The following is a 23649-nucleotide window of genomic DNA, read 5'->3' as shown; positions in this document are numbered from 1 at the left end:
AATGGCTACAGAGAAGCGGCCAGCACACTGGCCTGTCGAATGGCTCGTTTGGCGTCCAGTTCACCGGCAAATTCAGCCCCTCCCACCAGATGAATACCGGTTACACCGTCTGTCATCAGCGCTTTTAGATCGTGGTAAAGCCGATTCACGGACTCCTGCCCGGTACACACCACAATGTGATCGACTTCCAGCAGACGCTCTTCAGTCTCATCTCCACGTACGATACGGATATGCAAGCCCTGATCATCGATACGGTCGTATTGTACCCCTGCGATCATTTCGACCTGCTTCATCTTCATGGTGGCACGATGCACCCAACCGGTGGTTTTATTCAGCCCTTTACCCAGCGCCGACGCTTTTCGCTGCAGCAGATACACCTTGCGGGGCGAGGCATCCACTACCGGAGCAACTAATCCGCCCCGTGCCTGACTGGTGACATCCACGCCCCACTCAGCATGCCAGTGCTTCGCATTCAGTGTGGTGGATTGCCCTTCCTGAGTAAGATACTCGGCGACATCGAAGCCAATACCACCAGCACCCATAATGGCTACTCTTGAACCCAGCGCCAGTGGTTCACTCAACAATTGTTGATAAGTAATTACCCTGGCATTGTCCAGCCCTGCCACCTGCGGTATACGCGGCTCAACACCAGTGGCGATCACCACGTCATCAAAGCCGGACTGGCTCAAGCTGTCTGCCTCCACTCGCGTCGACAAGCGCAGGTCGATCCCCAGTTTCTGAATCATGGCCTGGTAATAGCGAATGGTTTCGCGAAACTCTTCCTTCCCCGGAATACGGGATGCCAGATTAAACTGGCCACCGATAAAATCCCGCCCCTCAAACAGAGTGACCTGGTGGCCACGCTGGGCAGCCACAACAGCGCAGGCCAGCCCGGCAGGACCCGCTCCCACCACTGCAACCCGTTTCGGTTGCGTGGCCGGTTGCCATACCAGCTCGGTTTCATGACAAGCACGCGGGTTCACCAGACAGCTGGCACGTTTGTTTTCAAAGGTATGGTCAAGACAAGCCTGATTGCAGGCGATACAGGTGTTGATCTCGTCTTCACGACCTTGTTCGGCTTTCAGCACCCATTCCGGGTCTGCCAGAAACGGTCGCGCCATAGCAACCATATCCGCCTGGCCTTGAGCCAGGATGGCTTCTGCGGTTTCGGGCATATTAATGCGGTTGGAGGCGATAACAGGAATCGATACTGCCTGCTTCACTTGCGCGGTCGCCGCCACAAAAGCCCCCCGAGGCACCGAGGTCACAATGGTCGGCACCCGAGCTTCATGCCACCCGATGCCTGTATTCAGCAGAGTAACACCGGCTTTTTCCAGCTCATGTGCCAGCTCGATGATTTCCTCGGCGGTAGAACCACCATCAACCAGATCCAGCATCGAAAGACGAAACATCACAATAAAATGCTCACCGGCTCGAGCACGAATCTCGCGGATCACTTCAATAGCAAACCGCATTCGATTGCGATAGCTGCCACCCCATTCGTCGGTGCGCTGGTTGGTACGTGCATTCAGCATCTGGGTAATAAAATACCCTTCCGAGCCCATAACCTCGACGCCGTCATAACCGGCTTTTTGCGCCAGTCTTGCCGCACGGCCAAAATGCTTGATGGTGGTACGAATCTGCCCGGCAGTCAGCTCCCGTGGCTTGAATGGCGTAATCGGCGACTGAATCGCACTAGGCGCAACGTTTAAGGGCGTATAGCCATAACGGCCAGCATGCAGGATTTGCATCAGGATCTTGCCATCATGACGGTGCACCGCGTCCGTTACCTTGCGATGAAACGGCACTTGCCATGAACTGATCAGCTTGGAACCAAATGGCAACAGGTCGCCGACCCGGTTCGGTGCAAAACCACCGGTCACGATCAAGCCTACCCCGCCTTTGGCCCGCTCCTCAAAATAAGCCGCCAGTTCATTGAAGTGCCAGGGACGGTCTTCCAAACCGGTATGCATGGAGCCCATCACCACCCGGTTTTTGAGTTGCGTAAAACCAAGATCAAGGGGCTGGAACAGATGGGTATAGCGGCTCATGGGTGCATGCTCTGATTATTATCGTTACGCCCAGTGTAGTGCGTACTGGCGGCCAAACAATAACCATACAGAGCAAATAAAAAACCCAACGGAACATTGGCCGCGTTTTTATCGCCATTATCCCAGCGTCCGGCCTACATCAGCAAGATCCATACACCGCCAGCAAAAAAGCATAGCGACGTAACATAACGCACACGATCCAGCGGAATCCGCTGTAGCAATGCCTGGCCAAACCAGATCACCGGCACATTCGCAATCAACATCCCAAGCGTCGTACCGAGCGTCACCAGCATGGGCTGTTGCCACTCTGCAGCCAGTAAGACCGTTGCAATCTGGGTTTTATCACCCAACTCAGCCAGTGAGAACAGCACCAGAGTGGCAAAAAACGCACCGAACGCCAGAAACCGGGATTCGCCGCCATCGTCCTTGTCCGGAATCAGCACCCATAACCCCATCGCCATAAAACTGCCAGCCAATAGCCAATCAATCCAGCCATCACTCAGCCATAGCTCAAGGCGATCACCGAGCCACACTCCGAACCAGGCAGACAGGCCGTGATTGACCAGCGTCGCCAGCACAATCGCCAGCACAATCGCCCATTTATTACGGAATTTGAGCGTCAGAAACAGCGTCAGCAGCTGGGTTTTATCACCCATTTCAGCCAGCGTGACCGCAACAGCAGAAGAAAAAAAAGCGGAAGAGAACAGCGAGTCAGGAGAATCTATCATTTATCGTTACCGGGCAGCAGACACCAAAGACGAATGCTGGCAGCCACCCATGGAACCAGTATTCGTCTCAGGTCTTGTCCAATACCAAGGTATTTCCTGCACCATGAGCATGAGGCCCAAGTATGTTGACGCAGGATACGAACGTTGTTTTTTACAAAATAAAAATAACCAACGCTCGTCAGACTACTCCCCCAAGAGAGGGCTGCAATCTAGCGCTGAACGCACGGTTTGTCAAAACCTTAAGCCGCCGCTCCGAGCAACTTAGAGCCATCGGCAAGATAACGGATTCGAACATACTGCGATGACTCAGTGACTGGTACGGGATGCACGCTGACGGGCATCTACTGTGCGTTCCGGTTCAGGCAAGGAGGCAACAACAGCGTCAATACAGCCCAGAACTTGTAATACCGCCAACAGATTGGACAAGCTGACGCTATCGGTTCCTGCTTCCAGACGCTTGATTGTCGAGCGGCTAACACCCGCCTCACGAGCCAACTGCTCCTGGCTAAGATTCGCCACCAGCCGCGCAGCTCGTACCCGCAAACCGACTTCAGCCAACAGCCCTGACACACTCAATTCTTGATAACTCATAACAAGGCTCACTATTTTTATAGCCGTGGTGTTTGGGTTCACGGTCCCCCTGAATAGCCGGTCAATACAGAGTTCAAAGTCAAGCAACCTGCAGATTAGCCTGACCAACCGGTCTCTGTAGGTATAGCTGAAAAACAGACGTTCACCATAAAGAACCCCGAACACCGCAACCCGTGCTATTGAGTAAACCTCAAGGTACACTCGCGGCCCGATATTCAGTCGTTGGAATTCCCATGGCCATCAAGGCAACCATTTGTAAAATCGAACTGGCCGTGTCAGACATGGATCGCCACCACTATCAAACGTATAACCTGACACTGGCGCAACACCCTTCCGAAACTCTGCTGCGATTAATGACCCGAATTGCGGTGTTTGCCTTGAATGCAAGTGACACCCTGGAATTTACCCGTGGACTCAGTACCGATGACGAACCGGAACTGTGGGTAAGAGACTACAGCGACCAGACCCTGCTCTGGATTGAGCTGGGCCAGCCGGATGAAAAACGCATTCGCAAAGCCTGCCAAAAAGCCCAACAAGTACGCATCTACGAATATCATGGCCGCACCGCATTGCCGTGGTGGGACAGCCTCAAAAACAGCTGTACACGCTTCAACAACCTCAGCGTCTACAACCTCGACGCCGATGCCATAGAACAGTTGGAGTCGCTTTACGATCGCACCATGCGCTTACAGGCCAATATCCAGGATGGCACACTTTGGCTGGGTAATGACCAGGGCAGTATCGAAATACAACCCCAACAGCTGCACCCTCTCAGTGACTGACATCACCCGGCCGCCATGCTATTCATCAGCCATCCCAGCAGTAATACCTGCGGCACGGTCACCAGCGGCAGGAAAAGAGCGATTTTCCAGCTGCGGGTGGTGTCTTTAAGCGACATGATCTCGGTGTAATCCGTCGCGGCACCCGCCATCAGGAAGGTAAAGCCATTGCCCGGTGCGGCAGCACGGGTGACCAAGTCGGCTGCAATCGGACTGGAACCCTCCGAGCAGACCTCAATCACCGTCGCTGCCAGCAGGGTTAGTAGCAAGCCTCCGGCACTGGCACCAAACCAGACACCGAAACTGTCTTCTGGCACAAAAGCCCGCACCAGCGCCACCAGCACCACACCGAGAAAAACCCAACGCAGTACAGTTTTGGATTCTTTCAACCCTTGCCAGAACATCATTGCCAACCCGGATAACGTCCAGTCTTCATCTTGCCAGACTTGCTTCAGCGTTGCTCTGACATGAACCTTCTGGGGTTGTTGATGATTAGGATTGGCAGGTAGCACACCGGTGACCACCAAACGGTCAAAAATCAAACCACTGACCCAGGCAATGGCCAGCGAAGCAACGATAAATACCAGCGTCCATTGCAAACCGATCAGCCCAATCAAAATCAGCGTCAGCGTTAATGAATTCCACGGACTGGCAATCAGAAAGGCCATCACCTGACCAATACTGGCACCACGCTCATACAACTTCATACCAATCATCAGAATGCCGTGATTACACAAATCCAACATCAGTCCCGCCAGAGTGGCACGAAAAATCCCCTGCCGCGAACCTGCCTGCCCCAGCACCGACATCACCAGTTCACGAGGAATACGCCCCAGCAAACCAACAAACAAGGACGCCGAGATAACTCCCCACCACATGGCGTTCACCATTTCGAACGAGGTGTGCAACAGGGTCGCCAGCCAGCTCGGGCCAACCTGACCCAATAGTAGCCAGCCCAGGTAACCTGCCACCACAAAGCTGCCACTACCCCACAACACCCAGTCGAATGTTTTGGCTGGCCCGCAGCAGCCAGTGTCGTCTGCTGTCGAACCTCCACCACAACAGCTGGCAGCCACCGGCGTACTGGCAACCGTTACACTGCCGCAACAGCTTTGCACCGCCACGCCCGCTTTTACAGCAGATTCACCGGCAAGCGGCGAGCTGTTCCCACCGCAACAACTTCCAGATTCACTCATATTGCGCTTCACCGCCCCCCTGCAAATCAATGCCAAATATTCTCATCCACGTACCTTGCCGAAATAACGCAGCAAGACCCGACAATTTCGCCCAACCCGACTATCCTTACACTATCCATACTCAAACCGGATTTATCCATGCCGAAAAAGGCGCAGCCACGACAGCTTTCGGTAAAAACGCTTTATACACTTCTGGTCATCAGCTATTTGACACTCCTGTTTGTCTGGCTGGCCGGATTCCGCTACTGGGTCAGCTATCCTGCCGACATGGCCATGGCAGCAGCCCAGCAACAACGCGGCATAGAAAGCCTGGCACAAGCCTTGTCACTTGCTCAGGAACAGCTCCAGATAATGACCAACGACCATGCCCAGTGGGATTACAGCTGGGATTTCATCCATAGCAGCCACGATACAAACGATAATCTGAGCGCCAATTTTATCGTGTCGACTTTTGCCTCATTATCACTCAATGGCGTGATGATTCTGGATAGCACCCAGACTCTGCGGGCTGGCTATCGCTACAGCAACGGACAGCTGGAGCACTACTCGGGCACCACCGACCACTTGCTGCCACCGATTCTACAAACAGTTTTGCTTGGCAGCACCCCAGCCACTGCCATGACACTGATCGATGGTTTCCCCACCATGATTGCGGCCAATCCGATCTCCCGCTCCGATGGCACAGGCGAAGGTGTTGGCTGGATGGTGTTTATGAAACGTCTGAACAACACCATGTTGGGCGACTTTGAACGCATTACCCGTCTGAACATTGCCACCGTTGCCATCACCGACCCCGCCCTGGGATTTGATGAGCCGGTCACCAGCGCAATGATCAGTGCCATACGCTGCTTGCAAGACCCGTTCGAGCAACCCGTATACTGCCTGAAAATCACCGACCCGGATCTTAGCCTGCCGCATCTCTTGAATATGAATACCCTGCAGGAAATGCTCATCATTGGTGCAATTCCCGCATCCTTATTCTCAATCATTCTACACTTGATTATCACTCCTCTTAAAGTCGCCAATAGCCATTTGTTACGCAACCTGAAATTGGGGCATTTAAAAGAATTGCCGCTCACCCAGTCGTTTTACATCACCGAGATAGCCCAGCTGGCCAACTCACATAATCAGTTGGTAGCTACTATTCGGGATCAGAACCAGCGCCTTGAAGTGCTCAGTCACACCGACGCCCTGACCGGAGTGCGCAACCGACGTGGATTTGACCGTATGCAGGAAAGAGCCTGGTATCGACTCTGCCGCAATCCGTTATCCATGGCACTGATCATGATCGATATCGACTACTTTAAGCTTTATAACGACCGCTACGGTCATCAGCAGGGAGACCAGGCATTGCAGCAGGTTGCGACGGCACTGTCGAAACTGGCTCGGCGAACCGACGAGGAAATTGCCCGCTTTGGCGGCGAGGAGTTTGTCTTGCTAGTTTATGCTGACAGCCGCGAAGAGCTTGAGCAGTTATGTACTCAAGTAACCAATGCCATCAGAATCCTGGCAATACCCCACCCGGATTCCGATGTCAGCCACCGGTTGACCATCAGCATGGGAGCCGCCTGGATTCACCATGGCGGGCCATGGCTAGGGTTTATCTCCGCCGAAGAATGGTTACAACTGGCAGATCAGGCACTGTACCTGGCCAAAAATAACGGCCGTAACCAATATCGGGTGATTGATGTTGCCTCGCTGCGACCTGCGGCAGGTAGCGATTCAGCCGATGGCGATTTAGCCGACGGCAATACTGCTGACAAGGGTTTCGCGGGCAGACAGTCAACATCCTGGCCAGAATAGCTAGAAAGAATCGCCTGCGCCTGGAACACCAAACCCTGCTGTGTACTGCTGACTGGTTTACAAGGTCACAGTTACCGCATCGGCACTGCGTTTTGCCTTGTCACGCGCCAGCGCTTCAGACTCAGCTCTTGCCAGAGCGACCCCCAGACGCCGCTTGCCCTGCACCTCCGGCTTGCCAAACAGGCGCAGCTGGGTGTCCGGCTCCATCATGGCAGTAAACAGATTGCCGTATTGCATCGTCGTTGAACGTCCTTCTACCAGGATCACCGCTGACGCAGAAGCCCCGAACTGACGAATGGACGGGATTGGTAATCCCAGAATCGCCCGTGCGTGCAAGGCAAACTCTGACAGGTCTTGCGAAATCAGCGTGACCAGCCCGGTATCGTGTGGTCGTGGAGAGACTTCACTGAAAATAACCTCATCCCCGCGCACAAACAATTCAACGCCGTACAACCCCCAGCCACCGAGTTCAGTGGTCACGGTGGTGGCAATCTCCTGCGCCCGTAGCAAGGCCGCTGCGGTCATTTGCTGCGGTTGCCAGGATTCCTGATAATCACCGTCTTGCTGGCGATGGCCAATCGGATCACAAAAACTCGTCACCGTGCCACCGCACCCATCACTGTGACGGACAGTCAATAATGTGATTTCAAAGTCAAAATCCACAAACCCTTCGACAATCACTTTCCCCTGCCCTGCACGACCACCTTCTTGCGCATAACGCCAGGCCGGAGCCAGCTCTGCAGCCGTTCGAACAAAGCTTTGTCCTTTACCAGACGAACTCATGATCGGCTTGACCAGACACGGCAAACCGATCGTATCAACAGCCGCGTAAAAATCACTTTCTGAGGCCGCAAAACGATAACTCGACGTGGGTACTCCAAGTGTCTCTGCCGCCAGACAACGAATGCCTTCACGATTCATCGTCAACTGAGTTGCACGGGCAGTTGGCACAACCCGAAACCCTTCACTTTCCAGCTCTGCCAATGTCGCCGTCGCAATGGCTTCAATTTCCGGCACGATCAAGGCTGGTTGCTCTTGCTGAATCACCGCACGCAAGGCCTGACCGTCAAGCATATTGATCACATGACAACGATCTGCAACCTGCATCGCCGGAGCGTTGGCGTAGCGATCCACCGCAATCACCTCACACCCCAGGCGCTGTAACTCAATGACCACCTCTTTGCCCAGCTCTCCAGAGCCACACAACAGCACTCGGGTCGCGGTAGCTGAAAAAGGGGTACCGATAACCGGGGCATTCAGGACAGCAGCAACATCAGACATAATCAGACTCTCTGGCAAGCAAATCAGCACCGGGCCGGATCATCCGCCTAACGCCAATAAAAATGAATAACAACAAGAAATACCGACTCAGGAAGAGGGGGCTATAACAAACACATTACCTGATACCAGCTCCCGCTGATGACACCGCGTCAGTACATCGCGCTTGTCACTGTTCGACATCCGGCCCCACTGGCTGATTTCCATACCGGAGCGATAACACCCCTGGCAAATGTCCTGGTTATCCAGCACACAGACATGAACACAAGGGGATTTTACCGGCAATTCAGTTCCGGCAGATGGCGTCGTATCCGTAGACAAGAGCGGCCTCCAGCAGCAGTAAGCGAAGGGGTGAATGCTACCCGTTGGGTCTGATCAGAACAAGACAGTGTCGATTACACGTCTTCAGGGTCTTCTGCGGTAGCGGGTACAACCGTACCCAGCGCAATCTCAGCGGCAAAATAACGATTCAGCATCTCCGCAGTAATGTAGGCCGTCAGCCCCCAGATCCGAAAACGTTCAAATATCCAGGTCGGCATACGAATACCATCCCGCTGGAAATACCCGGATGGCGGCTGATCAAAAAATGCCAGCGGTACATGAAACAGGCAATCCAGCTCACGCGGGTCTGCCGTTAACGCCACATCATGGGGAATCACCGCCAATACCGGCGTCACCAGAAAACCGTATTTGGACACCACCTGATCCAGCATGCCCACCACCTGAACATACTCGGGAGACAAACCGACTTCTTCATGGGCTTCACGTAATGCCGTTGCCACCAGATCATGGTCGGTATCGTCGCGTTTGCCGCCTGGAAAGGCGACCTCACCCTGATGGGTGGGCATATCGGCAGCTCGCCGGGTCAGTAACAATGATGGCTGATACGGATGATCAGTAACTGCCACCAACACGGCGGCTTCGCGCAAACCGGCACGGGAAAAACGTCTGGGTTGATGGCCTTGCCATTCCCCGGACAAACGGAAAAAAAGATCGGATTGATTCATGATTAACAGTCTAGTAGGGAGACCTTTCGATCACCAGAAAAAGCTCAAGACAAGATTTCAGAGCAGGCTAATAAGTTGAAGCAGATTATCGGCCAAAGTAGATTTTTTTGCTCAAACCTGCGTGACAATACTGTCAAAAATATTTCTAAAGTAAATTCAACAGGTTAGACAGGTTAAAAAACAAAGCGACAAGATTCTTTACATCTTGTTACTGAGGTAGACTAGATTTCACAAAGTGCAAGCAAGTTCCCAAAAATTTCCAAGAGGCCAGTGCTGTGAAGATGCCATCCTTCGACGAACTGAGAAAACTCGCCGACAGCAACCCGGAACAACTGGAAGCCTTAAGACAGCAAATGATCGAAGAAACCATCAACAACGCTCCGCCAGCTTTTCAGCGGCGTCTGCGTGGGCTTCAGTTTCAGGTCGATATGGAACGCCGCCGCGCCAGAAACCCGATGGATTCCTGCATCCGCGTCTCAAAAATGATGCACGATCACCTGTACCAGATGCGCCAAACCATCAACAGCGCAGAAGTCGATACCCGCTCGGCCCTTGCTGGCTTCACCAGCGCATTACCCAGCAACCAGGCAATCATGGAAGCAACCAGCGTCAAGGCAACAATCAACCCGAATAGCAGCACGGTGATTCCGTTTCCGCAGCTTGCCAATAACTAACAAGGTATACTCATCCCGTGGCAGCCATACCGACTGCCCATTGTGTGATCGCAGCAACAATTGAGGACGGGATGAAATACTGCAGCCAATGTGCCAGCATCATAGAACGGCGCATCCCTGAAGGGGACAACCGCGAACGCGACATTTGTAGTGTTTGCAACACCATATTCTATAGCAACCCCCGGATTGTCGCGGGTACATTACCCGTGTATCAGGGCAAAATACTGCTGTGCAAACGCGCTATTGAGCCACGCCTGGGGTACTGGACGCTGCCGGGCGGTTTTATGGAAAATGACGAAGGTACCGAGCAGGCGGCATTGCGAGAAACCTGGGAAGAGGCACGTGCAGAGGTGACCATTTCGTCGTTGTTCAGCATGATTTCAGTGACTCACATCAGCCAGGTACATGTGTTTTTTCTGGCCGATCTGCCTCGACCCGAGTTTGCATCCGGCCCGGAAAGTCTGCAAGTTGAACTATTCGCCCCCGCCGACATTCCCTGGCAATCCCTGGCGTTTGCAACGGTCGAACAGACATTACGACGCTATCTCGACAACCCGAATCCACCTCAGCCGCACATTTTCAACATCAGCCGTAACCAACTGAGTAGCGAATAAATTACGACGATCGCTGGCCCGGTGAATACCTCCAAATACCCTGGTTCTTTTCAGGGCAATTCTCAGGGCAATTCCGCTTCATCCACCAGCCGCACCAGATCAAACGCTGGCTCTTCATAGGGATGCGCCAGCCGCAACGCCGCCAGCACAGCACGAATATGATCATCCGCTGACACCAGCTCAACACGATACTCTGTAACCGTTTCTAACGTTTCAGGCTGACCCAGATAAGGATTCGCGGCTGCCGAGGGACAAAACTGTCCACTCCCCAGCACTTGCCAACAACACTGACAGTACTCGCCAATCTGACCGCCTCCCGCCGCAAAGACCGCCTGTTTGACCTGTTCCAGATGGCTTACAGGTACATAAAAGCCTAATTTGTACATCATCATAATGCCTCAACAAGTCGATCACACACCCCCATTCACTGAGTGGTAAGCTGCTCCAGCCCATTAAGAATATGCAAGGCCTGCTCACGGCTATCACCACAAAAATCGGCTTCAGCCTTGAAGCGGTCACATACGGCTGGCCGCTCTGGTGAGCCAAAGATACAACAGAGATTATCCGCCGACAGTTGGGCGCAGCGTTCTCCTGCCAACTTGCCATTAGGCATACCCGGAATCGGCGAGCTGATCGACGGTGCGATACAACAGGCTCCACAACCAAGACGGCATTCCACTGGCAATCTCCTCAAACAGGTATAAATAAGCAACCAAAGCCGGTTCAATGTAACCGACCGTTGCAACCAAGCCTGACAGTATAGCGCTCAGATTCAGACAGAGGAGTCGCTATCGAGGCTTTACTGACCGAGTGTTGTATCATTACTGATCGCTGATAAACACTGTATTAATATCCAGCATAATATTCTCACACTCTTGCCATCCAGCGCCCTGTGGTTTAGCCTTCCCGGCACTCTCCATGTATCCAGGACGTCATGCCATGAAGGCCATCGTTTTTCGCTCGGTCTGTACGCTAGCGCTACTTGCTTCCAGTCAACTGGCCTTCGCGGCAGACACCAGCAAGGATGACTTTACCAATTTCCGGTTTGGTATTGCGGCCACCACCCTGGATATCGATCCCGGAGCAGATTACTTTCCCAGCTCCGACGACACCGGCGTTTCTCTGTTTGCAGAGTTTCCACAAACGGATCACGCGGCATCTCGCTTCCTTATGTACCGCATACATCAGGACGGCAAGGACGTCACCGGTTTTGAAACCCAATTAATGTGGGGTTGGGGATTGTCTCAGCCCGGTTTCCGGCTTTACACCGGCCCGGCCTGGCACCGCGAAAAAATCGTTCTGCAGGGCAACAGCGGCCGCCAGATTGGTGTGTTTAATGGCTGGGGCTGGCAGATTGGTACAGGTTACCAACTCGGTGCTGTCACCCTCGATATTGCTGGCACCTTCCGGGACGATCAGGATTATCGTAATCAAAACCGCCGGAGCGGCGCTGCCGGGCAACGCCCAAATGTCTGGCTCACCAGCGCCCTGATCAGCTATCGTTTTTAACTTGTGAGCGCTTTCACTTGAACGCTGTTACCTTGGGAATCTTATGACCAACCCTGTCACTGTCCGCTATATGTCCCGTTCCGAAATCGAGAGCCTGATGTACAGCCTGACTGCTGCCACCAATAATGAGCAGGCCCAGCTGTTTGAGGCTATTGCGCGCCGCTTGCTGGAAATCATTGAAGAAGATAATCGCTAGCGGGCGTTCTCAATGATAGAGCGCAGCCTGTTGTGTGGGCTTGCTCTGAGAGCACCCGGCAGGGCCGCTCCAATAATTGAGCACGCCCTAGCCGCCCCGAAATCCTCTTCGCGGCGGAACTTAACCTCCTAGCTGCTGTTCCAGCTGCTGGCAAAGCGTCTTCAGCGCCTTGATTCTGGCGAAGCGTTTATTGTTGGCTTCAATCAGATGCCAGGGAGCCACTTCGGTACTGGTACGCTCGACCATATCATTGACGGCTTGCTCATAATCAGCCCAGCGCTCGCGATTACGGTAGTCATCATCGGTAATCTTGTGGCGCTTGTAGCTGATTTTTTCTCTTTCTTTAAAACGCTTGAGCTGCTCATCCTTGTCGATATGCAGCCAGAATTTCACCACCACCGTACCGTGTTCAACCAGCTGTGATTCAAAATCATTGATTTCACTGTAAGCCCGTAACCATTCTGCGCGGCTGGCAAACCCCTCCACCCGCTCTACCAACACCCGCCCGTACCAACTGCGATCGTAGATGGTCACCCGCCCATCTCGGGGAATATGGCGCCAAAACCGCCACAGGTAATGATGTGCGGCTTCTTCATCGGTTGGCACCGCAATTGGAATAATCTGATAGTTACGCGCATCCAGCGCGGGGACGATGCGCCGAATCAGGCCGCCCTTCCCTCCGGCATCCCACCCTTCCAGAACGATCACCATGGAAACCCGTTGCTGGTAGGCGCGACGTGCCAGCAGCGACAGTTGTCCTTGCCAGTGTTCCAGCTGCTGGTGATAACTTGTCTTGTCGAGTGCCAAAGTCAGATCCAGATTGCCCAACAGGGTTTTCTGACGATGAATCAGCGCTACAGCTTCAGCATTTTCATCTTCCAGCGGGGTATCTGAACAGGTATGTAACGCCTGGTGGTGCTGTATACGCTCAAGCAAATGTTCGGCAACCGTGATATCACGATAATGCGGATCGGTACTTTCAATCACCACCCAAGGCGCTTCTGCGGTACTGGTTTGACGTAAAGTATGCTCAGCAATTGAGCGGAAACTGTCGTACAGCGCCAGATGACGCTTGTCTTTTTCCGTCACCCGCCAGGCGGTTGCCGGATCCGCTTCAAGCTGCTGCAACCGCAACTGCTGTTGTTCTTTGGAGAGATGCAGCCAAAGCTTGATCACCAGTGCGCCATCTTCTACCAACATGCGTTCAAAAATACGAATATGGGCAAGGTAGCCGTCCAGCTCAATGTCATTCAGGGTTTTGGCCACCCGTTTTGCAATCGGATCACTGTACCAGGAGCCGATGTACAGACCGATATGGCCTTTCTGTGGCAAGGCTTGCCAGAAGCGCCAATAATCCGGACGCTCACGCTCATCCTGAGTTTTGTCGTCAAACGCCAGCGTGCGCAGGTAACGAGGGTCAAACCATTCGTTCAGGCGATTGACCAGCACGGCCTTACCCGCACCATCACTGCCAGACACCAGTACAATAACCGGAAAGGATTCATCTAATAGCGCCTGCTGCATCTCCAGTAACCGGGTACGTAGCGACGGAACCTGTTGATCAAATTCCTCACGAGACAACGACTGCCCCAGTTCAGCAACCTCAAACATACGCTCTCCATCCTTTTGTTTACCTGTTGAGCATAGAGCCAGCCCGTTATGAATGCGAGCACAGCCATTACCGTCAGGTGGCCAACCATGACGTCAACCACCAGGATCAGATGCCCGCTACCGTTATACCAATACAGGTTGCTTGTGTTTTGCCAAACCAGCCACACGCTGGAAACAGAGATTCAATTAAGCAGGAGACTGGAAGAGAAAGGTGGCTCAAACAGGAAATAGAACTGAACCCCGAACAGGGCAAAGGCAAGAGCAAAGGCAAGAGCAAGGGAAAGGGAAAGGGAAAGGGAAAGGGAAAGGGAAAGGGCAAGGGCAAGGGCAAAAAGACACAAAAAAGCCCCGGTTGGGCCAAATCCAACCGGGGCAATCTTCCTGAGCACAGAAGATTCGTAACCCTATTCGTCAGAACCCAGCACGCCAAAGATTTGCAGCAGGCTGATAAACAGGTTGTAAAGCGATACATACAGCGACACGGTCGCCATGATGTAGTTAGTTTCGCCACCATGAAGAATATTACTGGTTTCGTAAGCAATCAGGCCGCTCATCAGAATGACAAACATACCGGATACCGCTAACGACAAGGCTGGCAATTCAAAAATGACCGCACCAATCGATAATACAAACGCCATAATGATGCCGACCATCAGCGTCTTGCCCCAACCAGACAGGTCTTTACCGGTCGACAGCACCCAGCCAGACATACCGAAGAAAATCAGACCGGTTGTACCCAGAGCACTCATAATGATGCTGGCGCCACCAGGAAGACTGGCGTACATCGACAGGATCGGCCCCAGGGTATAACCCATAAAACCGGTCAGGGCGAAAACAGACAAAATCCCCAGCGCGCTTTCCTTGGTTTTGTGCACCAGGAACAGCAAACCAAAATAACCGACCAATGTCAGAATAAAACCGGGATGTGGCCAGCCCATTGACATTGACGTACCGGCCACCGCTGCGCTGAATAACAGCGTCATGGATAGCAGCATATAGGTGTTGCGCAGAACCTTACGGCCATCCACAGAGACCGCTTGATCCTGAGCTGATCCCATCGGCAACGACGTCACGTCGGCTTGCGATGGTTTGGAATTGAGATAATCTGGACGACTCATACAGTTTCTCCTGATGAATACTATTTAGAGCAGTTTTGCATTGTGAAAAGCATTGTACGGAGCCGCAATAAAAAATAATATTCGAATTATCTTATATTCATTGCTCGGTTTTTTCGACCTATGCACCGTATCAACTACAAACATCTACAGTACTTTCATAGCGTTGCGACTGAAGGCAGCATCCAGTTGGCGGCTATACGACTCAACGTCACGCCCCAAACGATCAGTGGCCAGTTAAAAATGCTGGAAGAAGATCTGGGTGTCGCTTTATTTGCCAAGTCGGGACGAGGCCTGGAGCTGACCGATGCCGGTCGGGTAGCACTGGACTACAGTCGGCAAATTTTTCAGCTCGGTGATGAATTACAGGAAGTGATGAACCTGGGCATTACCGAAAGACCCACTGAATTTCGGGTCGGTATCGTCGACGCCCTGCCCAAATCGATAGCCCATCGTCTACTGAGTCCAGCGATGTCGCTGCCAGGCACCATGCGAATTGTTTGTCATGAAGAGCAAATGTCAGTGCTGCTGGGAGAGCTCGCTGTCCATCGGCTGGATCTGGTACTGGCAGACAGCCCGATTCCACCAGGGATGAATATTCGCTGCTTTAACCACCTGCTAGGACGCAGCCGTCTGGCCTGTTTTGCATCCTCCGGGTTAATACAACAACAGGGCAATCAGAAATTTCCCGATGTTCTGAATGAAGCCCCGGTACTGCTACCAACCGACACGGCATCCGGATTACGAACCGACCTGCTGAGCTGGTTTAACCGTACCGGCATTGCGGTAAGAATCGCCGGTGAGTTTGACGACTCAGCCCTGCTAAAGGCCTTTGGCAGCCAGGGACATGGCTATTTTTTTGCCCCCGACGTCATCCGCGAGGAGATTTGCGCAAAATACCAGGTGCAGTGTGTGGGGACGGTGCATGAATTGATGCAGGAATTTTATGCCATCTCAGCAGAGCGACGCATCAGTCACCAAGCAGTAGCAGCCATCACCCGTCAAACACCGCTCGGCGAGATCAACTAACGCCCGGAGCAGACCTGCCATACTACTCGGCCACCAGTACCTCTGCCCGCCAGTTCGCAGAGCCATTACCCAGAGCCTGAGCCAGACGGGGTAACACAGCTTCCATACGTGCCTTCAGGGTATAAGGCGGATTAATCAGAATCATCCCCGATGCCGTCATGCCACGAGCATCGGTGTCCGCCGCAACACCCAGTTCAAACAGCTGGATATTACGCAGCCCCGATGAGCGGAATTGCCGTTCCATCTGGTCGATACGACGGCGTTCAACCACCGGATACCAGAGCGCATAAGTCGCTGTCGCCATCCGTCGATGTGCTGCAATCAGTGTGGTGACGGCGGTCTGATAATCGGTTTTGATTTCATACGGCGGATCCATCACTACCAGGCCGCGCTTGATGGTCGTCGGCAGTAGCGCAATCAAGCCAGCAAAACCGTCTTCGCCTCTGACTTGCACCCGGCGATCTCGGTACGTCATCTGCTCCAGTATGGCCAGATCCTGAGGATGCAGTTCATACAAAAAAGCCCGATCCTGCTCACGCAAATAAAACTGCCCTAACCAGGGAGAACCCGGATACACCGGCTCTCCAGCACCCTTCTGGCACTGTTCAACGGCATGAAGATAGACCTTCAACTCCGGCCAGTCGGCCGCCGACAATCGACCAATACCGGTGAGATATTCGTTATTTTTTGAAGATTCAGCCGATTCCAGCAAGTAGATACCAGCACCCGCATGGGTATCGATATAGACAAAGGGCTTGTCCTTGCGCTGCAGGTATTCCAGTACCTCCACCTGAATCAGATGTTTGAGTACATCGGCAAAATTGCCAGCATGGAAAGAATGGCGATAACTGAGCATAAGCACTCCGGTCTATTAACGATAACACCAGCGAATCCCCATGAGCGGGTAAAAGGCACCGGAGCCATAAACAATAATGCCGCTGCTTCCGAACAGGAAACAGCGGCATGTCAGATCAAACAACAGCCTGTCAAGGGCGGTCGTCGACCTCTTCTTCGGTTTCTGGTGGAATCAGATCCTCACGACTGAGGTTCATCAGCAATAGAATATTCGCCGCCACATAAATCGACGAATAGGTACCAACTACCACACCGATCATCAACGCCAGGGCAAAGTTGTGGATCAGCTCACCGCCCACCACCAACAAAGCCAACAGCACCAGCGCCGTGGTAATCGAAGTCATCAGCGTACGATCCAGCGTCTGGTTCAGCGATTCATTCATAATGCCAATGGGATCACTGCGGCGCAAAATACGAAAGTTTTCCCGAATCCGGTCCGCCACCACAATGGTGTCGTTCAGCGAGTAACCAATCACCGCCAGCACAGCAGCCAGCACCGTCAGGTCGAATTCCCACTGGAACAGTGAGAACAGCCCGAGAATAATCACCACATCGTGGAACAGTGCAACCACGGCTCCAACTGAAAATTTGAACTGGAAACGGGCTGCGACATAGATCATCACTACTGCCAGCGCCAGCAGCAACGCCAAACCGCCCTGGTCGCGCAATTCTTCACCAACGTTGGCACCGACAAACTCACTGCGCATCAGCGTCAACGGATTGCCCTCAGCCGCAGCTTGCAGCACCGTCAGTACCTCATTGCCGAGACTATCGCGGAAGGCTTCCGACATCCGTACCAAAATATCGGTTTCAGAACCAAAGTTCTGCACCGTCACATCCTTGTAGCCAGCATTTTCCAGCGCCGCAGAAATATCATCCAATGGTTGAGGTGTGGCGTATTGAACCTCCAGCAGCGTACCACCGGTAAAATCCAGCCCCAGATTCAACCCTTGCACCGCCAGTGAGCCAATCGACACCAGTAACAACAGACCGGATAACCACATCGCACCCAGACGCAAGCGCATAAAGTCGAAGGTATTATTCATCAGACCTTACCTCCGATAGACAGGGATTCAATACGACGGCCACCATAAAGTGCATTGGTCAATGCACGGGTCAGCATAATGGCGGTAAACATGGAGGTGATAATGCCGAACGACAGAGTAACCGCAAACCCTTTCACTGGCCCAGTGCCTGCCGCAAACAGAATCACCGCCACAATCAGGGTGGTCAGGTTGGCATCAAGGATAGTAACAAACGCCCGGTCGTAGCCTTCGTGAATTGCCTGTTGCGGTGAACGCCCGGCACGTAACTCTTCGCGGATACGGGAAAAAATCAGCACGTTGGCATCCACTGCCATACCAACAGTCAGTACGATACCGGCAATACCGGGCAAGGTCAGTGTTGCCCCGACGATACTCATCATGGCAATCAGCAAGACGATATTGGCCAGCAAGGCAACATTGGCGATCAAGCCAAATGTCCGGTAGTAAACCAGCATCAACACCAATACCAGCCCCAGTCCCAGGATCACTGAGTTAATACCCATTTCGATATTTTCTTTACCCAGGCTCGGGCCAACCGTGCGCTCTTCAACAAAGTACATGGGTGCCGCCAGTGCCCCTGCGCGCAGCAACAAGGCCAGCTCGGATGCCTCAGCAGACTCCAGACCAGTAATACGGAAACTGGAACCCAGTGTGCTCTGGATCGTGGCGAGGGAAATAATTGATTTTTCCACCACCTGAATGGTTTTTGGTGTTTCCACACCGTCTACGACTTCATACGTGGTTTTCGGCTTGCGCTCGACAAACAGCACAGCCATACGACGCTTGATCGACTTGCGGGTAACCTGAGTCATCACCGCGCCCCCTTTGGAGTCAAGGTCGATATTGACTTGAGGAAAGCCATTTTCATCAAAGGAAGGCTGCGCATTGGTCACGCTGTCGCCGGTTGTAATAATGGTTTTTTCCAGCCGAGCGGTACGGAATTCATCACTGCGGAATGGGTATTCCTCAGTCGTAAAACGATTGGCACCCGGATCGGCTTCAAGGCGGAATTCCAGATTGGCGGCCTTGCCAAGAATCTTCTTCGCTTCTGCCGTGTCCTGCACACCGGGCAATTCCACCACAATACGGTTACTGCCCTGACGCTGCACCAATGGCTCGGCGACACCCAACTCGTTCACCCGGTTACGCAAGGTGGTCAGGTTTTGTTTGAGGGCATAATCTTCCATTTCCTTGATTTTCTGTTCAGTAATGGTCAGTTCCAGGCCGTACTGATCGGAAATCCTGGTTTCCTTGCGCAAAAATTCAGGATACTCGCGAGCCAGAAAGCTGCTTGCCTCATCCCGGACTTTCGCATCGACAAACTGCAAGACCACCTGATTGCCTTCAATCAGCACCCGGCGATACTTGATCCCCTCTTCCCGTAGACGCGTACGTAATTCTTCACGGTAATTTTTTACGCGACTGGCGAGATAATCTTCCATATCCACTTCCATCAGGAAATGCACACCACCACTGAGATCCAGTCCCAGTGTCATGGGGCCAGCACCCATCGACAACAACCAGTCAGGTGTTGTCGGAGCAAGGTTAAGCGCTACGATATAGTCATCACCCAACTCGCGCTGTACCAGATCCTTGGCACCCAGCTGCTGGGAAGAACTGCCAAGCCGGAACAACGCACTGCTGCCGTTCACTTCATCAGCCAGCAAGTCGACATTGTTATCGGCCAGAATGGTACGCACTCGTGACATCACGCTGGCGGACATTTCGGCACCGGCACGGGTAGGCGTGACCTGCACCGCCGGATCGGGCGGATACAGGTTAGGTGCGGCATACACAACCGCAAGCGCCAATACCACCAGTATCAGCAGGTTTTTCCAGAGAGGGTACTTGTTGAGCATAATCTGCCCTTATGAAAACTCGATTCGGATATGCCAGCGACCGCTGGGCGGGCACTGGCATCATCAGGAAGGATCAGCCCAGAACGTCTTTGATTGTGCCTTTGGGCAGCACCATGGTCACGGCTACTTTTTGCACTGGCAGTTCAATACCGTTAGCCACTTCCATAACCACAAAGTCTTCAGTGACCTTGGTCACTTTGCCCAGCATGCCGCCAGCCATCACTACTTCATCACCCTTCGACAGGTTGGTAATCAGATTTTTGTGCTCTTTCTGACGCTTACTCTGCGGACGCCACAGCAAGAAGTAAAAAATCAGCAGAAAACCACCCAAAAACACCAGCTGACCAGTAACGCCCATCGGCGCATCAGTACCTTCAGCCATGGCAAACCCGGAAAAGGTCAACGCCATCACAGCAAACAAAGCTTTCATGAAATACATTCTCCAAAAACAACAGACGCACCCTAACAGGGTAAAGCGACATAATTTTTACGGTGTGCGCAAACCAGGGCTGATCAAGCGATCCTGAGCCTGTGCATGAAGATACCCGCCGATATCCGGCTCTGTCAGCCAGCTTGCGATATGGGGTTAAAACCCGCTAAGCACAAGTCTGATCGTCAGTATTATTTTCCAGCGGTGGTGTTGTACCGCCGCGTTTGGCGTAAAAGTTATCAACAAAGGCCGCAAATGTACCTTCTTCGAGGGAGCGGCGCAAACCGGCCATCAGTGTCTGGTAGTAATGCAGATTGTGGATACTGTTCAGCGTTGCACCGAGAATTTCCCTGCATTTATCAAGGTGATAGAGGTAAGCACGGCTGTAATTCTGACAGGTATAGCAGTGGCATTCCGGATCAACCGGCCCGGTATCACTGCGATTGGCAGCATTACGCAATTTCACCACGCCGAATGACGTAAACAAATGACCGTTACGGGCATTACGGGTTGGCATCACGCAATCAAACATATCGACACCACGGCGAACGCCTTCGACCAGGTCTTCCGGTTTGCCAACCCCCATCAGATAACGGGGTTTGTCGCGAGGCATCTGCGGCGCGGTATGCGCCAGTATTCGCAACATGTCGGGTTTCGGTTCACCCACACTCAAGCCACCAATGGCGTAACCATCAAACTCAATATCAAGCAAACCTTGCAAGGACTCATCTCGCAGAGGTTCATACATGCCGCCCTGGATAATACCGAACAGCGCGGACGGATTATCACCATGCGCCGTTTTTGAGCGCTGCGCCCAGCGTAATGACAAACGCATGGAATCCGCCGCTTCTTGCTCCGTGGCCGGGTATGGTGTGCACTCATCAAAAATCATCACGATGTCAGAGCCCAGATCACGCTGCACGGACATCGAACTTTCTGGCGTCATCAACACCCGATCACCGTTGACAGGGGACTGAAAGGTCACACCCTCTTCGGTGATTTTGCGCATCTCACCCAGGCTGAACACCTGAAAACCACCCGAATCCGTCAGGATCGGCTTATCCCATCCCATAAAATTGTGTAACCCCCCGTGCAATTTGATCACCTCAGTGCCAGGGCGCAGCATCAAATGAAAGGTATTACCAAGAATAATCTCTGCCCCAAGCGCTTCCACCTGCTGCGGATTCAAACCCTTGACCGAGCCATAGGTGCCTACCGGCATAAACGCTGGCGTCTGGATGTCACCACGGGGAAACGACACCGTACCGCGACGCGCATTGCTGGTCTCGTCAGTCGTGTGCAGGGTAAAACTCATGGCGCATTGGCGCTTTGGGGTCTCGGACGTCATTCAGATTCCTGTGGGGCATTAAAGTCGGCGGAAAGACCGGTCACTTGCGGACGCGTCAGCAACATGGCGTCACCATAACTGTAGAAGCGATAACCGGAAGCTACCGCGTGCCGATAGGCATCCAGTGTGTGCTGCTGCCCGGCAAACGCCGAAACCAGCATAATCAGTGTGGATTCCGGCAAGTGAAAGTTGGTCACCATCATATCCACCGAACGGAACGAATAACCGGGGTAAATGAAAATCCGGCTATCGCCATAAAAAGGAGCAATTTCGCCACTCTGACTGGCACTTTCGAGGCTGCGCACCGACGTAGTACCAACGGCGATCACCCGCTTGCCTGCCGCACGGGCAGCCTTGACCGCAGCGACAACGTCAGCATCCACTTCGATGTATTCAGCGTGCATCTGGTGCTCCAGAACATTCTCCACCTTGACCGGCTGAAAAGTTCCCGCACCAACATGCAAGGTCACAAACGCCATATTGACGCCCTTGTTTCGCAAGGCCGCCAGCATGGGTTCATCAAAGTGCAACCCCGCCGTCGGAGCTGCAACCGCTCCCGGTTTCTCGGCATACACCGTTTGATAACGCTGGCGATCAAAATCGCTGTCTTCGCGCTCCATATAAGGCGGCAGCGGCATATGGCCCGCTCGCTCCAACAACGCCAGTAACGCCTCATCGGTAACAAAGCGCAAATGAAACAGATTGCCTTCCCGGCCCAGCACTTCCACAACACATCCGGCAACCGACAAGGTTTGACCGGGTTTTGGGGAACGCGATGCACGAACATGGGCCATGGCTTCATTACCATCGAGCATGCGCTCGACCAGTATTTCCACTTTGCCACCCGAGCTTTTCTCGCCAAAAAGCCGGGCCGGGATCACACGCGTATTATTAAAGACCAGCAAGTCACCACTGGATACCTGCTCCAACAAATCCATAAAACGCGCATCGGTAGTCTTACCGCTGACACCATCCAGAATGAGGAGGCGTGAACCACTACGTTGAGGCGTTGGATAGCGAGCAATCAGCTCATCCGGAAGTTCAAAACTGAAATCACTGGTTTTCATGATATTTATGGATCGCAGAAAATAAGGGGCAGTCAGACGGAGTACCCGTACCAACAGACAATGACCGCAAGGTTACCCAACAAGTCCCGTTAAGTTAAGAAATAACTTTCAAAAATATTTGACAGGAAAAATTTCGACTGTAGTATACGCGGCCACTGACAGCTACTAATTCAAGCCAGAGTGGCGAAATTGGTAGACGCAGGGGATTCAAAATCCCCCGCCTTTGCGGGTGTGCCGGTTCGAGTCCGGCCTCTGGTACCAGAATCCTTGTAGTTGTCAGGCGGATTTATCTGTAAGCCCAGGTGGTGGAATTGGTAGACACGCTGTGTTCAGGTCGCAGTGAGCTATGCTCGTGGGAGTTCGAGTCTCCCCCTGGGCACCATTATCAAAAGCAGCAACGACCCTGTCGTTTGCCCTTAATGTAATGATGGTAATGGTAAAGCACGATAAATCGTACGACTGGTCGAGGCAGCCAACCTCGGGACTGGACATAACCAGTCAATAAAAATGCCCAGGTGGTGGAATTGGTAGACACGCTGTGTTCAGGTCGCAGTGAGCTATGCTCGTGGGAGTTCGAGTCTCCCCCTGGGCACCATTTGATTATTTAACTCTGAAATTTTTTCTGCTGCTTTGAAAAGCAAAGAAATTCGGGTGTTCGAAACCCCTCATTCCGGTTGTACTCTAACAGCTTGGAAAACACCAATCTGAGCACCTCTCTTGTCTCCTAATCGCTCAGAAGCCCGCATCTTGTAAGGGACATACTCATCAGAGATCTCAACGGTGCCTTGTTTTTGAGAGTTTCTCCGTCAAAAGCACCTTGTTTCGTTCTATTTTTTGTCGTTCTGCCTCTCCAGATTGTGCGC

Annotated in this window: 25 protein-coding genes, 3 tRNA genes and 1 riboswitch; of the genes, 10 read left to right on the top strand and 18 right to left on the bottom strand. The window is 52.9% G+C overall.

Annotated features, from left to right (window positions below; translation table 11 throughout):
- Positions 1-5 precede the first annotated feature (5 nt).
- The 3 genes from SOJ49_RS07190 to SOJ49_RS07180 form a co-directional block, all read right to left on the bottom strand.
- Positions 6-2051 (bottom strand): FAD-dependent oxidoreductase, encoded by a 2046-nt coding sequence (locus SOJ49_RS07190; protein WP_369857551.1) that lies wholly within the window; start codon positions 2049-2051, stop codon positions 6-8.
- Between the two features lie 134 nt (positions 2052-2185).
- Positions 2186-2779, bottom strand: a complete 594-nt coding sequence (locus SOJ49_RS07185) for a TMEM165/GDT1 family protein (RefSeq protein ID WP_369857550.1) — start codon at positions 2777-2779, stop codon at positions 2186-2188.
- A gap of 5 nt (positions 2780-2784) precedes the next feature.
- Positions 2785-2983, bottom strand: a riboswitch (yybP-ykoY riboswitch).
- A 102-nt stretch (positions 2984-3085) separates the two neighbouring features.
- Complete coding sequence (locus SOJ49_RS07180; RefSeq protein ID WP_369857549.1) at positions 3086-3370, bottom strand: helix-turn-helix transcriptional regulator; 285 nt, start codon at positions 3368-3370, stop codon at positions 3086-3088.
- A 233-nt stretch (positions 3371-3603) separates the two neighbouring features.
- Between SOJ49_RS07180 and SOJ49_RS07175 the strand changes: the two genes are divergently transcribed.
- Complete coding sequence (locus SOJ49_RS07175) at positions 3604-4152, top strand: YaeQ family protein (RefSeq protein ID WP_369857548.1); 549 nt, start codon at positions 3604-3606, stop codon at positions 4150-4152.
- A gap of 2 nt (positions 4153-4154) precedes the next feature.
- On the opposite strand, the gene SOJ49_RS07170 is transcribed toward SOJ49_RS07175, so the two are convergent.
- On the bottom strand, positions 4155-5345 hold the full coding sequence (locus tag SOJ49_RS07170) for a permease (RefSeq protein ID WP_369857547.1): 1191 nt from the start codon (positions 5343-5345) through the stop codon (positions 4155-4157).
- Between the two features lie 138 nt (positions 5346-5483).
- Here SOJ49_RS07170 and SOJ49_RS07165 point away from each other — a divergent pair, with 138 nt between their 5' ends.
- Positions 5484-7148 carry a diguanylate cyclase gene (locus tag SOJ49_RS07165; protein WP_369857546.1) on the top strand — a complete coding sequence of 555 codons (1665 nt, stop codon included), beginning with the start codon at positions 5484-5486 and terminating at the stop codon, positions 7146-7148.
- A gap of 57 nt (positions 7149-7205) precedes the next feature.
- On the opposite strand, the gene purT is transcribed toward SOJ49_RS07165, so the two are convergent.
- From purT to SOJ49_RS07150, 3 genes are all read right to left on the bottom strand, one after another.
- Positions 7206-8429, bottom strand: a complete 1224-nt coding sequence (gene purT, locus SOJ49_RS07160; RefSeq protein WP_369857545.1) for a formate-dependent phosphoribosylglycinamide formyltransferase — start codon at positions 8427-8429, stop codon at positions 7206-7208.
- A gap of 87 nt (positions 8430-8516) precedes the next feature.
- Positions 8517-8747, bottom strand: a complete 231-nt coding sequence (locus tag SOJ49_RS07155) for a DUF1289 domain-containing protein (protein WP_369857544.1) — start codon at positions 8745-8747, stop codon at positions 8517-8519.
- Positions 8748-8821: 74 nt separating this feature from the next.
- On the bottom strand, positions 8822-9433 hold the full coding sequence (locus tag SOJ49_RS07150) for a CoA pyrophosphatase (protein ID WP_369857543.1): 612 nt from the start codon (positions 9431-9433) through the stop codon (positions 8822-8824).
- Between the two features lie 281 nt (positions 9434-9714).
- Between SOJ49_RS07150 and SOJ49_RS07145 the strand changes: the two genes are divergently transcribed.
- Both SOJ49_RS07145 and SOJ49_RS07140 read left to right on the top strand, forming a co-directional pair.
- A complete protein-coding gene (locus tag SOJ49_RS07145) occupies positions 9715-10107 on the top strand; it encodes a DUF3135 domain-containing protein (RefSeq protein ID WP_369858047.1) in 393 nt (130 codons plus the stop codon).
- 71 nt (positions 10108-10178) lie between these two features.
- Positions 10179-10721, top strand: a complete 543-nt coding sequence (locus tag SOJ49_RS07140; RefSeq protein ID WP_369857542.1) for an NUDIX hydrolase — start codon at positions 10179-10181, stop codon at positions 10719-10721.
- A 62-nt stretch (positions 10722-10783) separates the two neighbouring features.
- Here SOJ49_RS07140 and SOJ49_RS07135 read toward each other — a convergent pair whose 3' ends face one another.
- Positions 10784-11113 (bottom strand): NGG1p interacting factor NIF3, encoded by a 330-nt coding sequence (locus SOJ49_RS07135; RefSeq protein ID WP_369857541.1) that lies wholly within the window; start codon positions 11111-11113, stop codon positions 10784-10786.
- Between the two features lie 32 nt (positions 11114-11145).
- Positions 11146-11400, bottom strand: a complete 255-nt coding sequence (locus SOJ49_RS07130; RefSeq protein WP_369857540.1) for a YkgJ family cysteine cluster protein — start codon at positions 11398-11400, stop codon at positions 11146-11148.
- A 260-nt stretch (positions 11401-11660) separates the two neighbouring features.
- On the opposite strand from SOJ49_RS07130, the gene SOJ49_RS07125 reads away from it, so the two are divergent.
- Positions 11661-12230: a hypothetical protein gene (locus SOJ49_RS07125; protein ID WP_369857539.1), complete on the top strand. Its 570-nt coding sequence runs from the start codon at positions 11661-11663 to the stop codon at positions 12228-12230.
- Between the two features lie 43 nt (positions 12231-12273).
- Positions 12274-12426, top strand: a complete 153-nt coding sequence (locus SOJ49_RS07120) for a cell developmental protein SirA (protein ID WP_369857538.1) — start codon at positions 12274-12276, stop codon at positions 12424-12426.
- Between the two features lie 120 nt (positions 12427-12546).
- On the opposite strand, the gene pap is transcribed toward SOJ49_RS07120, so the two are convergent.
- The 3 genes from pap to SOJ49_RS07105 form a co-directional block, all read right to left on the bottom strand.
- On the bottom strand, positions 12547-14037 hold the full coding sequence (gene pap / locus SOJ49_RS07115) for a polyphosphate:AMP phosphotransferase (protein ID WP_369857537.1): 1491 nt from the start codon (positions 14035-14037) through the stop codon (positions 12547-12549).
- A 182-nt stretch (positions 14038-14219) separates the two neighbouring features.
- Positions 14220-14426, bottom strand: a complete 207-nt coding sequence (locus tag SOJ49_RS07110) for a hypothetical protein (protein WP_369857536.1) — start codon at positions 14424-14426, stop codon at positions 14220-14222.
- A 15-nt stretch (positions 14427-14441) separates the two neighbouring features.
- Positions 14442-15155, bottom strand: coding sequence for a Bax inhibitor-1/YccA family protein (locus SOJ49_RS07105; RefSeq protein ID WP_369857535.1), 714 nt, complete (start codon positions 15153-15155; stop codon positions 14442-14444).
- Between the two features lie 120 nt (positions 15156-15275).
- On the opposite strand from SOJ49_RS07105, the gene nhaR reads away from it, so the two are divergent.
- Positions 15276-16181, top strand: a complete 906-nt coding sequence (nhaR, locus tag SOJ49_RS07100; RefSeq protein ID WP_369857534.1) for a transcriptional activator NhaR — start codon at positions 15276-15278, stop codon at positions 16179-16181.
- 22 nt (positions 16182-16203) lie between these two features.
- On the opposite strand, the gene SOJ49_RS07095 is transcribed toward nhaR, so the two are convergent.
- From SOJ49_RS07095 to queA, 6 genes are all read right to left on the bottom strand, one after another.
- Positions 16204-17037, bottom strand: a complete 834-nt coding sequence (locus SOJ49_RS07095) for a 23S rRNA (adenine(2030)-N(6))-methyltransferase RlmJ (RefSeq protein WP_369857533.1) — start codon at positions 17035-17037, stop codon at positions 16204-16206.
- Positions 17038-17167: 130 nt separating this feature from the next.
- The gene (gene secF, locus SOJ49_RS07090; protein ID WP_369857532.1) at positions 17168-18082 is read right to left on the bottom strand and encodes a protein translocase subunit SecF; all 915 of its coding nucleotides are present in this window, start codon (positions 18080-18082) and stop codon (positions 17168-17170) included.
- Positions 18082-19941 carry a protein translocase subunit SecD gene (secD, locus tag SOJ49_RS07085; RefSeq protein ID WP_369857531.1) on the bottom strand — a complete coding sequence of 620 codons (1860 nt, stop codon included), beginning with the start codon at positions 19939-19941 and terminating at the stop codon, positions 18082-18084. The genes secF and secD overlap by 1 nt, the downstream gene beginning before the upstream one ends.
- Before the next feature lie 73 nt (positions 19942-20014).
- Entirely contained in the window at positions 20015-20350 is a 336-nt protein-coding gene (gene yajC / locus SOJ49_RS07080; RefSeq protein WP_369858046.1) for a preprotein translocase subunit YajC, read from the bottom strand.
- Positions 20351-20537: 187 nt separating this feature from the next.
- The gene (tgt, locus tag SOJ49_RS07075; RefSeq protein WP_369857530.1) at positions 20538-21719 is read right to left on the bottom strand and encodes a tRNA guanosine(34) transglycosylase Tgt; all 1182 of its coding nucleotides are present in this window, start codon (positions 21717-21719) and stop codon (positions 20538-20540) included.
- Positions 21716-22786 carry a tRNA preQ1(34) S-adenosylmethionine ribosyltransferase-isomerase QueA gene (gene queA, locus SOJ49_RS07070; RefSeq protein WP_369857529.1) on the bottom strand — a complete coding sequence of 357 codons (1071 nt, stop codon included), beginning with the start codon at positions 22784-22786 and terminating at the stop codon, positions 21716-21718. The genes tgt and queA overlap by 4 nt, the downstream gene beginning before the upstream one ends.
- Positions 22787-22960: 174 nt before the next feature.
- Here queA and SOJ49_RS07065 point away from each other — a divergent pair.
- From SOJ49_RS07065 to SOJ49_RS07055, 3 genes are all read left to right on the top strand, one after another.
- A tRNA-Leu gene (locus SOJ49_RS07065) sits at positions 22961-23047 on the top strand.
- A 35-nt stretch (positions 23048-23082) separates the two neighbouring features.
- Positions 23083-23168, top strand: a tRNA-Leu gene (locus tag SOJ49_RS07060).
- 127 nt (positions 23169-23295) lie between these two features.
- Positions 23296-23381, top strand: a tRNA-Leu gene (locus SOJ49_RS07055).
- Positions 23382-23649: the final 268 nt, after the last annotated feature.

The sequence above is a fragment of the Candidatus Thalassolituus haligoni genome (assembly GCF_041222825.1).
GTDB lineage: Bacteria > Pseudomonadota > Gammaproteobacteria > Pseudomonadales > Oceanobacteraceae > Oceanobacter > Oceanobacter antarcticus.
Note: the sequence above shows the minus strand (reverse complement) of the source record. Positions and strands in the feature narration are given on the sequence as shown.

Bases quoted from the DNA above. Each gene is read 5' to 3' on its own strand.
- SOJ49_RS07145 (WP_369858047.1), top strand. From the start codon at position 9,715: ATGCCATCCTTCGACGAACTGAGAAAACTCGCCGACAGCAACCCGGAA.
- SOJ49_RS07125 (WP_369857539.1), top strand. From the start codon at position 11,661: ATGAAGGCCATCGTTTTTCGCTCGGTCTGTACGCTAGCGCTACTTGCT.
- nhaR (WP_369857534.1), top strand. From the start codon at position 15,276: ATGCACCGTATCAACTACAAACATCTACAGTACTTTCATAGCGTTGCG.
- secD (WP_369857531.1), bottom strand. From the start codon at position 19,941: ATGCTCAACAAGTACCCTCTCTGGAAAAACCTGCTGATACTGGTGGTA.
- pap (WP_369857537.1), bottom strand. From the start codon at position 14,037: ATGTTTGAGGTTGCTGAACTGGGGCAGTCGTTGTCTCGTGAGGAATTT.
- queA (WP_369857529.1), bottom strand. From the start codon at position 22,786: ATGAAAACCAGTGATTTCAGTTTTGAACTTCCGGATGAGCTGATTGCT.
- SOJ49_RS07175 (WP_369857548.1), top strand. From the start codon at position 3,604: ATGGCCATCAAGGCAACCATTTGTAAAATCGAACTGGCCGTGTCAGAC.
- secF (WP_369857532.1), bottom strand. From the start codon at position 18,082: ATGAATAATACCTTCGACTTTATGCGCTTGCGTCTGGGTGCGATGTGG.
- SOJ49_RS07190 (WP_369857551.1), bottom strand. From the start codon at position 2,051: ATGAGCCGCTATACCCATCTGTTCCAGCCCCTTGATCTTGGTTTTACG.
- yajC (WP_369858046.1), bottom strand. From the start codon at position 20,350: ATGGCGTTGACCTTTTCCGGGTTTGCCATGGCTGAAGGTACTGATGCG.
- SOJ49_RS07140 (WP_369857542.1), top strand. From the start codon at position 10,179: ATGAAATACTGCAGCCAATGTGCCAGCATCATAGAACGGCGCATCCCT.
- SOJ49_RS07135 (WP_369857541.1), bottom strand. From the start codon at position 11,113: ATGATGATGTACAAATTAGGCTTTTATGTACCTGTAAGCCATCTGGAA.
- SOJ49_RS07180 (WP_369857549.1), bottom strand. From the start codon at position 3,370: ATGAGTTATCAAGAATTGAGTGTGTCAGGGCTGTTGGCTGAAGTCGGT.
- SOJ49_RS07185 (WP_369857550.1), bottom strand. From the start codon at position 2,779: ATGATAGATTCTCCTGACTCGCTGTTCTCTTCCGCTTTTTTTTCTTCT.
- SOJ49_RS07105 (WP_369857535.1), bottom strand. From the start codon at position 15,155: ATGAGTCGTCCAGATTATCTCAATTCCAAACCATCGCAAGCCGACGTG.
- SOJ49_RS07150 (WP_369857543.1), bottom strand. From the start codon at position 9,433: ATGAATCAATCCGATCTTTTTTTCCGTTTGTCCGGGGAATGGCAAGGC.
- purT (WP_369857545.1), bottom strand. From the start codon at position 8,429: ATGTCTGATGTTGCTGCTGTCCTGAATGCCCCGGTTATCGGTACCCCT.
- tgt (WP_369857530.1), bottom strand. From the start codon at position 21,719: ATGACGTCCGAGACCCCAAAGCGCCAATGCGCCATGAGTTTTACCCTG.
- SOJ49_RS07170 (WP_369857547.1), bottom strand. From the start codon at position 5,345: ATGAGTGAATCTGGAAGTTGTTGCGGTGGGAACAGCTCGCCGCTTGCC.
- SOJ49_RS07165 (WP_369857546.1), top strand. From the start codon at position 5,484: ATGCCGAAAAAGGCGCAGCCACGACAGCTTTCGGTAAAAACGCTTTAT.
- SOJ49_RS07095 (WP_369857533.1), bottom strand. From the start codon at position 17,037: ATGCTCAGTTATCGCCATTCTTTCCATGCTGGCAATTTTGCCGATGTA.
- SOJ49_RS07120 (WP_369857538.1), top strand. From the start codon at position 12,274: ATGACCAACCCTGTCACTGTCCGCTATATGTCCCGTTCCGAAATCGAG.